Origin of the sequence: Serratia sp. OS31, assembly GCF_014164835.1 — a bacterium.
GTDB lineage: Bacteria > Pseudomonadota > Gammaproteobacteria > Enterobacterales > Enterobacteriaceae > Serratia > Serratia liquefaciens_A.
Window position 1 is genome coordinate 103361 of the sequence record NZ_JACJFQ010000004.1, and the last position, 14104, is coordinate 117464.

At 58.4% G+C, this 14104-nt stretch carries 14 protein-coding genes; 9 read left to right on the forward strand and 5 right to left on the reverse strand.

What is annotated here, in order from left to right; all coding sequences use genetic code 11:
- Positions 1-11: 11 nt before the first annotated feature.
- The 3 genes from ttrB to ttrA are packed head-to-tail and all read left to right on the forward strand — an operon-like array spanning position 12 to position 4877.
- A complete protein-coding gene (ttrB, locus tag H5P17_RS05485) occupies positions 12-746 on the forward strand; it encodes a tetrathionate reductase subunit TtrB (RefSeq protein ID WP_182821745.1) in 735 nt (244 codons plus the stop codon).
- Positions 743-1801: a tetrathionate reductase subunit TtrC gene (ttrC, locus tag H5P17_RS05490; protein ID WP_182821747.1), complete on the forward strand. Its 1059-nt coding sequence runs from the start codon at positions 743-745 to the stop codon at positions 1799-1801. The genes ttrB and ttrC overlap by 4 nt, the downstream gene beginning before the upstream one ends.
- A complete protein-coding gene (gene ttrA / locus H5P17_RS05495; protein WP_182821749.1) occupies positions 1794-4877 on the forward strand; it encodes a tetrathionate reductase subunit TtrA in 3084 nt (1027 codons plus the stop codon). Before ttrC ends, ttrA begins: the two co-directional genes overlap by 8 nt.
- Before the next feature lie 45 nt (positions 4878-4922).
- Here ttrA and H5P17_RS05500 read toward each other — a convergent pair whose 3' ends face one another.
- Positions 4923-5477, reverse strand: a complete 555-nt coding sequence (locus H5P17_RS05500) for a DUF3251 domain-containing protein (RefSeq protein WP_182821751.1) — start codon at positions 5475-5477, stop codon at positions 4923-4925.
- Positions 5478-5663: 186 nt separating this feature from the next.
- On the opposite strand from H5P17_RS05500, the gene nrdR reads away from it, so the two are divergent.
- The 6 genes from nrdR (at position 5664) to pgpA (ending at position 9793) form a co-directional block, all read left to right on the forward strand.
- On the forward strand, positions 5664-6113 hold the full coding sequence (nrdR, locus tag H5P17_RS05505; RefSeq protein WP_004949256.1) for a transcriptional regulator NrdR: 450 nt from the start codon (positions 5664-5666) through the stop codon (positions 6111-6113).
- A gap of 11 nt (positions 6114-6124) precedes the next feature.
- Positions 6125-7234, forward strand: coding sequence for a bifunctional diaminohydroxyphosphoribosylaminopyrimidine deaminase/5-amino-6-(5-phosphoribosylamino)uracil reductase RibD (gene ribD, locus H5P17_RS05510; protein WP_182821753.1), 1110 nt, complete (start codon positions 6125-6127; stop codon positions 7232-7234).
- 119 nt (positions 7235-7353) lie between these two features.
- On the forward strand, positions 7354-7824 hold the full coding sequence (gene ribE / locus H5P17_RS05515) for a 6,7-dimethyl-8-ribityllumazine synthase (RefSeq protein ID WP_012005513.1): 471 nt from the start codon (positions 7354-7356) through the stop codon (positions 7822-7824).
- 20 nt (positions 7825-7844) lie between these two features.
- Entirely contained in the window at positions 7845-8261 is a 417-nt protein-coding gene (gene nusB, locus H5P17_RS05520) for a transcription antitermination factor NusB (RefSeq protein WP_020825472.1), read from the forward strand.
- A 52-nt stretch (positions 8262-8313) separates the two neighbouring features.
- Positions 8314-9297 carry a thiamine-phosphate kinase gene (gene thiL, locus H5P17_RS05525; protein ID WP_182821755.1) on the forward strand — a complete coding sequence of 328 codons (984 nt, stop codon included), beginning with the start codon at positions 8314-8316 and terminating at the stop codon, positions 9295-9297.
- Between the two features lies 1 nt (position 9298).
- Positions 9299-9793, forward strand: a complete 495-nt coding sequence (gene pgpA, locus H5P17_RS05530; RefSeq protein WP_041414271.1) for a phosphatidylglycerophosphatase A — start codon at positions 9299-9301, stop codon at positions 9791-9793.
- A 43-nt stretch (positions 9794-9836) separates the two neighbouring features.
- Here pgpA and H5P17_RS05535 read toward each other — a convergent pair whose 3' ends face one another.
- The 4 genes from H5P17_RS05535 to xseB form a co-directional block, all read right to left on the reverse strand.
- Positions 9837-10811, reverse strand: coding sequence for an aldo/keto reductase (locus H5P17_RS05535; RefSeq protein WP_182821757.1), 975 nt, complete (start codon positions 10809-10811; stop codon positions 9837-9839).
- A 108-nt stretch (positions 10812-10919) separates the two neighbouring features.
- On the reverse strand, positions 10920-12785 hold the full coding sequence (gene dxs, locus H5P17_RS05540; RefSeq protein ID WP_182821759.1) for a 1-deoxy-D-xylulose-5-phosphate synthase: 1866 nt from the start codon (positions 12783-12785) through the stop codon (positions 10920-10922).
- Positions 12786-12819: 34 nt separating this feature from the next.
- Positions 12820-13740: a (2E,6E)-farnesyl diphosphate synthase gene (ispA, locus tag H5P17_RS05545; protein ID WP_182821761.1), complete on the reverse strand. Its 921-nt coding sequence runs from the start codon at positions 13738-13740 to the stop codon at positions 12820-12822.
- Positions 13741-13745: 5 nt separating this feature from the next.
- Positions 13746-14009, reverse strand: a complete 264-nt coding sequence (xseB, locus tag H5P17_RS05550; protein ID WP_044548677.1) for an exodeoxyribonuclease VII small subunit — start codon at positions 14007-14009, stop codon at positions 13746-13748.
- Between the last annotated feature and the right edge of the window lie 95 nt (positions 14010-14104).

Here is a 14104-nt window from a genome sequence, read left to right on the forward strand (position 1 = left end):
GGGAGAAATCAATGGACAGTGGGAAACGGCAGTTTTTACAACGACTCGGTGCGCTAACCGCCGGCGCTGCGTTGGTGCCGCTGGCGCAGTCAGGGTGGCAATTGCAGCCGACTCGCCGAGAGGGCGACGGCAAAAAGCGCATGGCGATGCTGATTGATCTGCGTCGCTGCATCGGCTGTCAGGCATGTACCGTCAGCTGCGCGGTGGAAAATCAGCTGCCTCAGGGGCAATTTCGCACCAGTGTACTGCAATATCAGGTCACTCTGGAGGGTGAGAACTCGACCACCAACGTCCTGTTACCGCGGTTGTGCAATCACTGCGATAACCCGCCCTGCGTGCCGGTTTGCCCGGTACAGGCCACTTTCCAGCGGCAGGACGGCATTGTGGTGATCGATAACACCCGTTGCGTTGGCTGTGCCTATTGCGTGCAGGCCTGCCCTTATGAGGCACGCTTTATCAACCATGAAACTCAAACAGCGGACAAATGCACGTTCTGCGTGCATCGGCTGGATGCCGGACTACTACCGGCCTGTGTCGAATCCTGTGTCGGAGGCGCACGGATGATTGGCGATCTTAACGATCGTCAGGGAGTTCTCAGGCGTACTTTAGAGCAGCACCAGCCTCAGCTCAAGGTACTCAAGCCTGAGCAGGGCACGCATCCGCAGGTTTTCTATCTGGGACTCGACGAGGCTTTCGTCAGCCAGGTTCAGGGGCAACCGGCGTTGTGGCAGGAGGTGCACGCATGATCCGTGAAATCATGGTCCGTCCGCAGGAGATCGCCTGGCTGCCCTGGGCGGTGCAGTATTTCTTCTTCATCGGTTTGGCCTGTGGCAGCGTCATTATTGCCGTCTGGCTGCGCTGGCGTGAACCCAGTAAAACGCTTCGGCTGGAACTGGCCGCCGTCTCGTTGGCCGTCGTGAGCGGTACGGTGGCGCCATTGGCCCTGAGCGCCGATTTGCATCAGCCCGCTCGCATCTGGCATTTCTACGCCCATTTTACGCCCTGGTCGTGGATGTCGCTCGGCTCACTGTTTTTACCGCTGTTCAGCCTGTCGGTCGTGAGCTATTTCGTTCTGTTGCTGCGTGGCCGGTTGAGAGCGCAAACCTTGCCGATCTGGGCGCGTTGGTTGCAGGTCTTCCCTGCATGGCAAGAAGAGAAATGGCTGCGTTGGGTGGCATTGGGCTGCTTACTTTCCGCAGCCAGTATTTTGCTCTATACCGGACGCGAGGTTTCTGTGCTGCGGGCACAGCCGCTGTGGTACAGCCTTTGGTTACCCTGGCTGCTGTTGCTCACCGCTATGCAGGCCGTTCCGCCGCTGTTGGCCTGTTGGCTGCGTCACGAACCACAGTGGCAGCCGCGTTTGGCTCGCTATCAGGCCGTGACCTTATTGTTGCTGTGTATCTCATGCCTTGGCTGGTGGCTGGATGGCAGCACGTCCTCTGCCGCGTTGCATCGCCTGGCTAGCCAAGGCGTGGTTTGGCGTTTGGCCGGCATCGCCTTTGCCGCCTCGATCTTGTTGCTGTTGGCGCTGGCCTGGCGAGTTCGCCGCCGAGCACTAGGGGCAAAAGGGTTGCTGGGCCAGTGCATGGTCGCGCTGTTGCTCTGCTGGGGCGTGCGTTGGCTGCTGCTGATGCAAACCCAGACGCTGCCCAAGTTCAACGTATTAACCAATCCCTATGTGCTACCGCTCGGCAGCGAAGGGCTGTTGGCGATTCTGGGCACTTTGGGTTTGTGGATAGCGTTAATCATTGGGATCCGTGAATTACAGCATCAGCTGATGGAGAAAAAACATTATGGCTAAGTCAACACGGCGTCAGTGGTTAAAAGGCGGGCTGGCCCTGGGCGGGTTGACGCTGTTCGGCGCCAGCTACAGCGAGATGGTGCAGAAGGTGTTTACCGGGCTGTGCGACGGCAGCAGCGGCAGATTGACGCTGGACAGGATCAGCGCCAACGCCTTGCCGACCGAAGGGCGTCGACACCCCGATGGCTGGCAGGCCAACCCGCAGCAGGCGGTATCGATGACCCAGTGTTTTGGCTGTTGGACGCTTTGCGGGGTGCGGGTCAGGGTCGATCGCGAAAATCATCAGGTAGTGCGGGTGGCGGGCAACCCTTATCATCCGCTGTCCCACGATCGCCACTTTCCCTATGCTTTACCGGTGAGCGACGCACTCAACCGCTTGGGAGGCGATGAAGGTCTTGAGCAACGCTCGACGGCCTGCGCCAGGGGCGCGACCTTGCTGGAGGGGCTAACCAGCCCTTATCGGGTGCTGGAACCGATGAAGCGGGTGGGGCCGCGCGGCAGCGGGCAGTGGCAGCGCATCAGTTTCGAGCAGTTGATTCAGGAAGTGGTGGAGGGCGGCGATCTGTTTGGCGAGGGGCCGGTCGAGGGGCTGCGGGCTATCCGCGATCTCGACACGCCGCTCGATCCGGAACAGCCTTCGCTGGGGCCCAAGGCCAATCAACTGTTGGTCACCAATGCCGGTGATGAAGGCCGGGACGCGTTCATCAAGCGTTTTGCGCAAAACGCCTTTGGGACACGTAATTTCGGTCACCATGGCGCCTATTGTGGATTGGCCTATCGCGCGGGTTCCGGGGCTTTAATGGGCGATCTGGAAACCAATGCCCACGTTAAACCGGATTGGGATAATTTGCGCTTTGGGCTGTTTCTCGGCACTTCACCGGCGCAGTCCGGTAACCCGTTCAAGCGTCAGGGGCGCCAGTTGGCCAATGCCCGCATGCGCGACGAGTTTCGTTACGTGGTAGTGGCTCCGGCATTGCCCTTGACCACTACCCTGGCCAACGATCACAACCGTTGGGTGCCGGTGTTGCCCGGTACAGACTCTGCGTTGGTCATGGGCATGATCCGCTGGATTATCGAACAGGAACGTTATAACGCCGGTTATCTGAAGTTACCCGGTGAGGTGGCAATGCAGGTCGCCGGTGAAAAAAGCTGGACCAATGCCACGCATCTGGTAGTAACCGATGAAGATCACCCCTTGTGCGGACAGTTTTTGCGCCAGATACATCTGGACGGCAGCACGCCAGGAGAGGCAGAAAGTTCGCCTTTGGTATGGGATGAGCTGCGGGGTGAGCCGGTAGCGGCCAACCAGGCGCTGCAAGGGCCGTTGCGGGTGGATCAGCCATTGCAGTTGGCCGACGGCTCGCAGGTTCGGGTGCGTTCGAGTTTCCTGTGCCTGCAACAGGCGGCTGAGCGATTTACGCTGGATGAATACAGCGCGCGCTGCGGCGTCAGCGCCGAGACCATTGCCGCATTGGCCAAAGAGTTTACCTCTTACCAACGGCAAGCCGCGGTGATTGCCCACGGCGGCATGATGAGCGGCAACGGCTTTTATAACAGCTGGGCGGTGATGATGCTCAATGCGCTGATCGGTAACCTGAACCTTAAGGGCGGCGTTTCGGTGGGCGGCGGCAAGTTCAAAGAGTTTGCCGACGGGCCCCACTATAACCTGAAGACGTTTCCCGGCATGGTGAAACCGAAAGGGTTGGTGCTGTCGCGCAGCAAACAGGCGTATGAACAATCCGACGAATATCGCCGCAAGCTCGAGCAAGGGGAAAAACCTTACCCGGCGCGCGGGCCCTGGTACCCGTTCGTCGCGGGCCAGTTCACCGAGCAACTGGCGCCGGCGCTGATGGGATATCCCTACCCGCTAAAAGCCTGGATCAGCCATATGGGCAACCCGCTGTATGGCGTGGCCGGCCTGCGTGAGGTGGTTGAGCGTCGGCTGAAGGATCCGCGACAGCTGCCTTTGTTCATTGCGGTCGATGCCTTTATTAACGAAACCAGCGCGTTGGCGGACTACATCGTGCCGGATACGCATAACTTCGAGAGCTGGGGTTTTACCGCCCCCTGGTCCGGTGTGATGGTGCGGGCAAGCACCGCGCGTTGGCCGGTGGTTCCGGCACGTACGGCGAAAACGGCCGATGGGCAGCCGGTGGCGCTGGAGAGCTTTGTCATTGCGCTGTCTAAAGCTATGGGGTTACCGGGCTTTGGCGACGGCGCATTGCAGGATCCGCAGGGTAACCGCTTCGGGCTGCACAATGCCGAAGATTATTATCTGCGGGCGGCGGCCAACGTGGCCTTTGCCGGTGAGCCGCTGCCCGAGGCGACGGAAAGTGAGCTGCGATTGACCGGGGTCGATCGCCTGAAACCGGCGCTGGACAGCGTGTTGAAAGCGGATGAGCGACTGCGCGTGGGCTATCTGCTGGCGCGCGGTGGGCGTTTTGCGCCTTATGAACAGGCGTGGCGTGGCGATGAAACCGGGCCGCAATGGAAAAGGGGGCTGAATATCTGGAATGAAGAGGTGGCCCGACATCGCCATGCGATGACGGGAGAGCGCTATAGCGGCTGTCCTACCTATTACCCGCCGCGTTTTGCCGACGGCTCCGACGTTGGGGAGCACTATCCGCCAGAAGCATGGCCGTTCCGTTTGATGTCGTTCAAGTCGCATCTGATGAGCAGCGCTACGGCGCCGATCGATCGCTTGCGTGCGGTGAAACCGTTCAATCTGGTGGCGCTGAATCCGGCCGATGCACAACGCTATGCGCTGCGGCATGGCGATCGGGTCAGGTTGCAGACCCCAGGGGGCAGCGTCGAAGCCCAGATCAGCCTGCTGGACGGCGTGATGCCTGGCGTTATTGCTATTGAGCATGGTTATGGCCATCGCGAGATGGGTGCGCGGACACACACGCTGGATGGTCAACCGTTGCCCGCGGACGTGCGCATTGCCGCCGGCATTAATCTCAACGACCTCGGCTTGCCCGATCCGACCCGCGAAATCAGCAATAGCTGGCTGGATTGGGTCAGCGGCGCGGCGGTGCGCCAGGGGTTACCGGCAAGGTTGCAGCGTTTGAGCTAAGTGGTGGCCCACTCTCGGTCAAGATCGGGAGTGGGCATTCAAAGATTAGTGCTGAGGGACGGCGGCCGTAGTGGGCTCTACGCTGTGCAACCGGACATAGCCCAATTGCTCTGGCGTCAGGCCGCTGAAACGCAGCTCAAAGCTGTATTCTGTTTTGGGCAGCAGCGAGTCCGGGGTGGCGATCGGTTGTGAAAGTGCATCTGCCGTCAGCGGTTTGCCGGTAGCCGCATCCAGTTGGCCCCATTCCACTACTGCCTTGAACGCAGGCAAGGAAGCTTGTGACAGGGTGCGAACGTGCAACAAGGCCTGGGCACCGTTAGCCTCGGTTTTTACGTGGCTAAGCGATACGCTCAGCTCGCCGAGGTTGCTGTGCAGGCGGGCCGCATTGTTGGCCGCCGGTACCAGATAGACGCCGCTGGTGGAGTTCTGATTCAACTGGTTTTGCTGTTCCAGCGCCGTGGCCTGATTGGTCAGAATGGTGAGTTTCTGATTCAGTTCAACCACCTGATTACGCAGCTTCGGCACCTCACGAGTTGGTGCGCAACCTGCCAGCAGAACCAGTGCGCTGAGCAGGAAAATCTTGGGGTAACGGGTTGTCATGGCGGGCATTTCCTATTCAACATCTCCTGATATCAGCTTAGCCCGCCTGGTGGGGAAAGTCATGTTCGTCGCCTTTTGGGGCACTATTTCGAAGAGGGGCTCGCAACAAATAACCGGCGGCCTTTGTTGTGACCGCACTTCGGGGTAAACTGTTCTTAACTATGAAAACGTTTATCAGGACGTGTTATGCATTGCCCTTTCTGCGCCGCCGTTGATACCAAAGTCATTGATTCCCGCCTGGTGGGCGATGGTTCGCAGGTGCGCCGTCGCCGCCAATGTTTGGTTTGTAATGAACGTTTCACCACCTTTGAAGTGGCTGAGCTGGTGATGCCGCGGGTGATAAAAAGCGATGAAGTTCGTGAGCCCTTCAACGAGGACAAACTGCGCCGCGGCATGCTGAAAGCGTTGGAAAAGCGCCCGGTCAGCTCCGACGACGTTGAAAATGCGATCAACCACATTAAATCCCAACTGCGCGCCACCGGCGAGCGTGAAGTGCCGACCAAGCTGGTGGGCAATCTGGTGATGGATGCGCTGAAAAAGTTGGATAAAGTGGCCTATATTCGCTTTGCTTCGGTTTATCGCAGCTTTGAAGATATCCGCGAATTCGGCGAAGAGATCGCCCGTCTGCAGGACTAAGGGAGCTTTTGATGCATAACGACGAATTGTATATGGCGCGCGCCTTCGAGCTGGCGCGGCTGGGGCGTTTTACCACCGCACCTAACCCTAACGTCGGCTGCGTGATTGTGCGTGATGGCGAAATCGTCGGTGAAGGCTATCATTTGCGCGCCGGTGAACCCCATGCGGAAGTGCATGCCTTGCGCATGGCGGGTGAAAAAGCCCGTGGCGCTACCGCCTACGTTACGCTGGAACCCTGTAGCCACCACGGCCGCACGCCGCCCTGTGCCGATGCATTGGTCGCCGCCGGTGTCACCCGCGTGGTCGCGGCGATGCAGGATCCTAATCCGCAGGTCGCCGGTCGCGGTTTGTATAAGCTGCAGCAGGCCGGTGTGGACGTGCGTCACGGCGTGATGCTGGCCGAGGCCGAGGCGGTGAATCTGGGCTTTCTCAAGCGGATGCGCACCGGTTTCCCTTATGTACAACTGAAGCTGGGCGCCTCGCTGGATGGCCGCACGGCGATGGCCTCTGGCGAGAGCCAATGGATCACCTCTGCGCAGGCACGTCAGGACGTGCAGCGCCTGCGGGCAGAAAGTGCCGCCATTCTCAGCACCAGCGCTACGGTTTTGGCTGATGATCCGTCCCTGACGGTGCGTTGGGATGAGCTGGACGCCGCAACTCAAAGCATTTATCCGCGTGAAAATCTGCGCCAGCCATTGCGCATTATCCTCGATAGCCAAAATCGCGTCACACCTCAGCATCGGGTGGTGAATCAGCCGGGTGCAACCTGGTTGGCACGCCTGCAGGCGGACGCTCAAACCTGGCCGCAAGAGGTCGAGCAACTGACGTTTCCGGCGCACGGCGGCGGAGTCGATCTGGTGGTGATGATGATGCAACTGGCGAAACTCCAGGTAAACTCCCTCTGGGTCGAGGCCGGTGCGCAGCTTGCCGGTGCCTTGTTGCAGGCGGGGCTGGTCGATGAGCTCATTTTGTACATCGCGCCAAAACTGTTGGGCGATAATGGCCGCGGTCTGTGTCAACTGCCGGGCCTTGAGCGTCTGGCCGATGCGCCGGAGTTTGTTTTCAGCGAAGTACGGCAAATTGGCCCCGATTTGCGCCTGCGCCTGAAGGCAAAATACTGAATTTAATGCCCGCGAACCGGGACGGTCAGCGTTTTACAAAACCGCCCGCGCAGGCAGATAAAGAATGTGATAGAATCCGCCCCCCTGCGGGGTATTGAACCCATTTTTAAGGAAAGCCCATGAAAGTTATCGAAGGTGTTGTTGCTACTCCAAATGCCCGTGTGGCGATCGCAATTGCACGTTTTAACAATTTCATCAACGACAGCCTGCTGCAAGGTGCTATCGATGCACTCAAGCGTATTGGCCAGGTTGCTGACGACAACATCACCGTTGTCTGGGTCCCGGGCGCTTACGAGCTGCCGCTGACTGCACGCGTGCTGGCTAACACCGGCAAATACGATGCGGTTATTGCACTGGGCACCGTTATCCGTGGGGGCACCGCGCACTTCGAATATGTCGCGGGCGAAGCCAGCTCCGGCCTGGGCAGTGTTTCTCTGAACACTGAAATCCCGGTTGCCTTTGGCGTGCTGACGACCGAGAGCATCGAACAGGCTATCGAACGTGCCGGCACCAAAGCGGGCAACAAGGGCGCTGAAGCTGCTCTGACCGCACTTGAAATGATTAATGTTATCAAAGCTATTAAAGCCTGAATTTAGTTAAGGGGAATTCCGTGAAACCTGCTGCTCGTCGCCGCGCTCGTGAGTGCGCTGTTCAAGCGCTTTACTCTTGGCAGTTGTCTAAAAATGACATTGCCGATGTTGAACACCAGTTCCTGACGGAGCAAGATGTCAAAGATGTGGACATCGCCTATTTTCGGGAGCTGCTGTCCGGCGTGGCGGTGAATGCAGGTCTGCTGGATGGCCTGATGGCACCTTACCTGTCGCGTCAGCTCGAAGAGCTGGGCCAGGTGGAAAGAGCCGTCCTGCGCATTGCGCTGTTTGAGCTGAAAATGCGTGAGGACGTGCCGTACAAGGTGGCTATCAATGAAGCGATCGAGCTGGCGAAAACCTTCGGCGCTGAAGACAGCCACAAGTTTGTGAATGGCGTGCTGGACAAAGCAGCACCAAGCATCCGCAAGAAAAAATAAAAAATTAAGGCCGGTATCCCCGGCCTTAATTTCTTCTATTGGAACATCGACCATGGCATGTGGCGAATTTGACCTCATTGCCCGCTATTTTGACCGGTTTAAGAGTCTGCGCCGGGACGTACAGTTGGGCATTGGAGATGACTGCGCACTCCTGACAGTGGCAGAAAAACAGCTTTTGGCCGTCAGTACCGACACCCTGGTTTCGGGCGTTCACTTCCTGCCGGACATCGATCCGGCCGATCTCGGCTACAAAGCGTTGGCAGTTAACCTGAGCGATCTGGCGGCTATGGGCGCGGATCCAGCCTGGCTTTCATTGGCATTAACCCTGCCGGAAGTGAATGAGCCCTGGTTGAAGGCGTTCAGCGACAGTCTGTTCGAACAACTCAATTATTACGGCATGCAGTTGATTGGCGGCGACACCACGCGCGGCCCATTGAGCATGACGCTGACGATCCACGGTCTGATCCCGGCCGGCCGGGCGTTGACCCGTGGCGGCGCACGTATTGGCGATTGGATCTACACCACAGGGACGCTGGGTGACAGCGCTGCCGGGTTGGCTATCGTGCAGGATCGTCTGCAGGTGGAGGACGCCGACGCCCGCGATTACCTGGTTGGGCGCCATCTGCGGCCACAGCCGCGAGTGCTGCAAGGGCAGGCGCTGCGCGATCTGGCCAGCTCGGCGATTGATATTTCGGACGGTCTGATTTCCGATCTGAAACACGTGCTGAAAGCTTCCGAGTGCGGTGCGCGCATCAATTTGGATGAGCTGCCGCTGTCGCAGGCGCTAAGCAGCCATACCGATGCTGAACAGGCGTTGCGCTGGGCGTTGACCGGCGGAGAGGATTACGAGCTGTGCTTCACCGTACCGGAGATCAATCGCGGTGCGTTGGAAGTGGCGCTGAGCCATTTGGGGGCGGATTACACCTGTATTGGTCAGATTGGCCCGCTTTCGGAAGGCATCAAGTTCTATCGCAACGATGAAGCGGTGGAGCTGCCATGGCACGGTTTCGATCATTTCAGCGAAGGGCAGGCGTAACATGGATGAAGCAACACGTCGCTTGCGGATGAGCAATCCGTGGCACCTGTTGGCAACCGGCTTCGGCAGCGGTTTGTCACCGGTGGTGCCGGGCACCATGGGGTCGCTGGCGGCGATCCCGTTCTGGTTGTTGTTGATCCAACTGCCATGGCAACTCTATTCGCTGCTGGTGATGTTCAGCATCTGTATCGGCGTTTATCTGTGCCACCAGACGGCCAAAGATATGAAGGTCCATGACCACGGCAGCATCGTCTGGGACGAGTTCGTCGGAATGTGGATCACGCTGATGGCACTGCCGGTCAATGACTGGCAGTGGGTTGCCGCGGGCTTTGTGATTTTCCGCATTCTGGATATGTGGAAGCCGTGGCCGATTCGTTGGTTCGATCGCAACGTGCACGGCGGTATGGGGATCATGATCGACGACATCGTCGCCGGGGTGATTTCTGCCGGTATCATCTATCTGATTGGTCATCACTGGCCAGCCGGGCTGTTCTGATGACGAGGGCGCAGTAGTTACTGCGCCCTTAAAACTCACTACACTATTCAAATCCTGTCACATGATGCGGCACATAAGCCGTTTCCAGTTCGGCTATCTCGGCCTGCGTTAGCTCAAGATCGACGGCGGCAATAGCCTCTTCCAGATGTTCATGGCGTGACGCACCGATGATTGGCGCGCTGACGACTGGCTTGCTCAATAGCCAGGCCAGGGCAACTTGCGCTCGCGATACGCCGCGTTCTTGCGCAATGCTTGCCACGCGCTCGGCGATGATGGCGTCGATGCCTTCGGTTTCATCGTACAAGTTTTTGCCGACCTGATCGGACACCAGCCGCGCGGTGGTTTCTCCCCAAGGGCGGGTCAAACGCCCACGCGCCAGCGGGCTCCAGGGCAGCACCGCGATACCCTCGGCGGCGCACAGCGGCAGCATCTCTCGCTCTTCTTCCCGCTGGATCAGGTTGTACTGATCCTGCATGCTGACGAAACGCGTCCAGCCGTGCAGATCGGCGGTATAAAGTGCCTTGGCGAACTGCCAGGCATACATCGACGATGCGCCGATATAACGCGCCTTGCCGGCTTTCACCACGTCATGCAGCGCTTCCAGCGTTTCTTCCAGCGGCGTTTCATAGTCCCAGCGGTGGATCTGCAACAGATCAACGTAGTCGGTGCCCAGGCGTTGCAAGCTATCGTCGATGGACTGCATGATTTTAGCGCGCGACAGCCCAGCCTGCAGATTGCTCATAGGGAAATAGACTTTGGTGGCGAGCACCACTTCGTCACGGCGAGCGTAATCGCGCAGCGCCCGACCGACGATCTCTTCGCTACTGCCATCGGAGTAGCTGTTGGCGGTGTCAAAGAAGTTGATGCCGGCATCCAGCGCCTGTTTCAGCAGCGGGCGGCTGCTTTCTTCTGGCAGTGTCCAGGCATGGTTGCCACGGTCGGGTTCACCGTAGGTCATGCAGCCGAGGCAGATGCGGGAAACGTTCAGGTCGGTATTGCCCAGTTTCAGATACTTCATGCTTTCCTCCCGGTGTCAGCACAGAACTTTAACTGTAGCGGGTTTTCGGGCGACGCAAATGAAAACGCCCCCGCAATGCGGAGGCGTCGGTCAAATCAGGCGGGGAAATTATTGCGCCAGCCAGACCTCAATCTTCTGCTGTATACCGGCGGCATCCAGGCCCAGATCGACGCGGACTTCTTCCTGACTGCCTTGCGACACAAAGCTGTCCGGCAGGCCGATATTCAGTACCGGGATAACGCGACGCTTAGCCATCAGCAACTCGTTCACACCGCTGCCGGCCCCGCCCATAATGGCGTTTTCTTCCAGCGTGACCAGTGCGTCATGGCTGGCTGCCAGCTCCAGCACCAGCTGTTCATCCAGTGGTTTTACGAAGCGCATATCCACCAGCGTGGCATTGAGGGCTTCCGCTACCTGCGCAGCTTCCTGCAGCAACGTGCCGAAGTTCAGGATCGCCAGTTTTTCACCTTCACGGCGGACAACGCCTTTGCCAATCGGCAGCGCGCTGAGGGGTTCCAGCGGCGCGCCGGTACCCGTACCGCGAGGGTAACGTACGGCGCTTGGGCCTTCGCTATAGTGATAACCGGTGTAGAGCATTTGGCGGCATTCGTTCTCATCACTTGGCGTCATGATCACCATGGTCGGGATGCAGCGCATGAATGACAAATCGAACGCACCCTGGTGAGTCTGACCGTCAGCGCCGACAATACCGCCGCGATCGATGGCAAACATCACCGGCAAATTTTGAATCGCGACGTCGTGGATCAGTTGATCGTAAGCGCGTTGCAGGAAGGTGGAGTAAATCGCCACCACCGGCTTGTAGCCGCCAATCGCCAGCCCGGCAGCGAAGGTTACCGCGTGCTGTTCGGCGATCGCCACGTCAAAATATTGCTGTGGATAGTCGCGCGAGAATTGCACCATGCCCGAGCCTTCGCGCATTGCCGGGGTAATCGCCATCAGTGAGCTGTCTTTGGCGGCGGTTTCGCACAGCCAATCGCCAAAGATTTTTGAATAGGTCGGCAGGCCGCCGGCGCTTTTCGGCAGCGTACCGCTGGCCGGATCGAACTTGGGTACCGCGTGGAAGCTGATTGGGTCTTTTTCTGCCGGTGCGTATCCGCGGCCCTTTTTGGTCATGATATGCAGCAGTTGCGGGCCTTTCAGGTCACGCATGTTTTTCAACGTAGCGACCAGCCCCTGAACGTCGTGGCCGTCGACCGGGCCAATGTAGTTAAAGCCCAGCTCTTCGAACAGCGTGCCCGGTACTACCATGCCTTTCAGGTGTTCTTCGGTACGCTTGACCAGCTCTTTGATTGGCGGCAGGCCGGACAGCACTTTTTTCCCGCCCTCACGCAGGGTGGAGTAAAGCTTGCCGGACAGCAGCTGCGCCAGATGGTTGTTAAGCGCACCGACGTTTTCCGAAATCGACATTTCGTTATCGTTCAGTACCACCAGCATATCCGGGTCGATATCACCGGCGTGGTTCATGGCTTCAAACGCCATACCTGCGGTGATCGCGCCATCGCCGATAACGCAAACGGTACGGCGATTTTTACCTTCGCGCGCGGCCGCTACCGCCATGCCGAGACCGGCACTGATCGAGGTAGAGGAGTGGCCAACCGATAACACGTCATACTCACTTTCCGCACGCCAAGGGAAAGGGTGCAGGCCATTTTTCTGGCGAATGGTGGAAATTTTGTCGCGGCGCCCGGTCAGAATTTTGTGAGGGTAGGCCTGGTGACCGACGTCCCATACCAGATGATCGAAGGGGGTGTGGTACACATAGTGCAACGCCACCGTCAGTTCGACGGTACCCAGCCCGGACGCAAAGTGGCCGCTGGAACGACTGACGCTGTCCAGCAGGTATTGCCGAAGTTCGTCACACAGCTTCGGCAAGCTCTCTTTCGGCAACGAGCGGAGTTCATCGGGATTTTCCGCTAGCGCCAAGGTCGGGTATTTGGCTATATCAAGACTCATTCGATACTCATATCAGAGGAGTTAACGTCACACGTTAATTGTCGCGTTCAATAATGAAGCTGGCTAACGCTCGCAATGGCGCTGTGTTATAAGATTGTGCTGCCAAAGTGTCTAATGCAGCTAAAGCTTCCTGATAGAGATCCCACGCTTTTGCTTTCGCGCTGTCAAGCCCGAGCAAAGCTGGATAGGTGCTCTTTCCGTGTTGCTGGTCCGCCCCCTGGCGTTTACCGATTTTTTCGGTTTCGCCGACCACGTCCAAAATATCATCCTGCACCTGAAACGCCAGGCCTATCGCGGCGGCATAACGATCAAGCTGCGGCAGGGCTTTACGGCCGGGTTCACCGGCGGCCAAGGCCCCAAGGCGAACGGCCGCGCGAATTAACGCGCCGGTTTTGTGGCGATGGATCTGTTCCAACGCCTCCAGACCTATCTGCTTGTCTTCGGCTTCCAGATCCAGCGACTGCCCGCCGCACATGCCGGCCACGCCGCTGGCGGTAGCTAGTTCGGAGACCATCGCCAGCCGATCGCGCAGCGCCACCTCGGGCATCTCCGCATCGGCCAGAATGGTGAATGCCAGCGTCTGAAGCGCATCTCCGGCCAGAATGGCATTGGCTTCGCCAAATTTGATGTGGCAGGTTGGCTGACCGCGACGCAGATCGTCGTCGTCCATGGCCGGTAAGTCGTCATGGATCAGTGAATAGGCGTGAATGCATTCTACCGCAGCCGCGGGCGCATCCAAATTATTCAGTGATACGCCAAACATCTGCCCGGTGGTGTACACCAGAAACGGGCGCAGGCGTTTACCGCCCAGCAGCGCACCGTGACGCATTGCCGCCACCATATTGCCATCGTTGAACGGCAGCGGTGCGATAAAATCCAGCAGCGTGCGGTCGGCCCGCTGGCGCAAGGCCTGCAACTGGTCAGAAAAAGCGGTCTGTTGGACAGTTTCGGACATGGTGATTACTCGGCATCCGGTGTGAAAGGCGTCAGCGCGTCATCATCGGCGCTGTCGTTAAGCAAAATTTGTACGCGTTGCTCCGCCTGTTGCAGTTTCTGCTGGCCCTGTCGCGCCAACTGTACGCCGCGTTCGAACTCATTCAATGCGTCTTCCAGCGGTAATTCACCCGATTCCAGACGCGTCACGATATTTTCCAGCTCGCTGAGGGAGCTTTCAAAGCTGACGCTTTGCTCTGTACTGTCTGATTGTGCAGGTTTTTTCGGCATAATTTTCTTTTTACATCATCATGTGAACAGTAGCGCTAGAGCCTATCCTAGCGGATCTTGATTAGCAAATCATGGCGCGCATGTGTGGTTTTGTG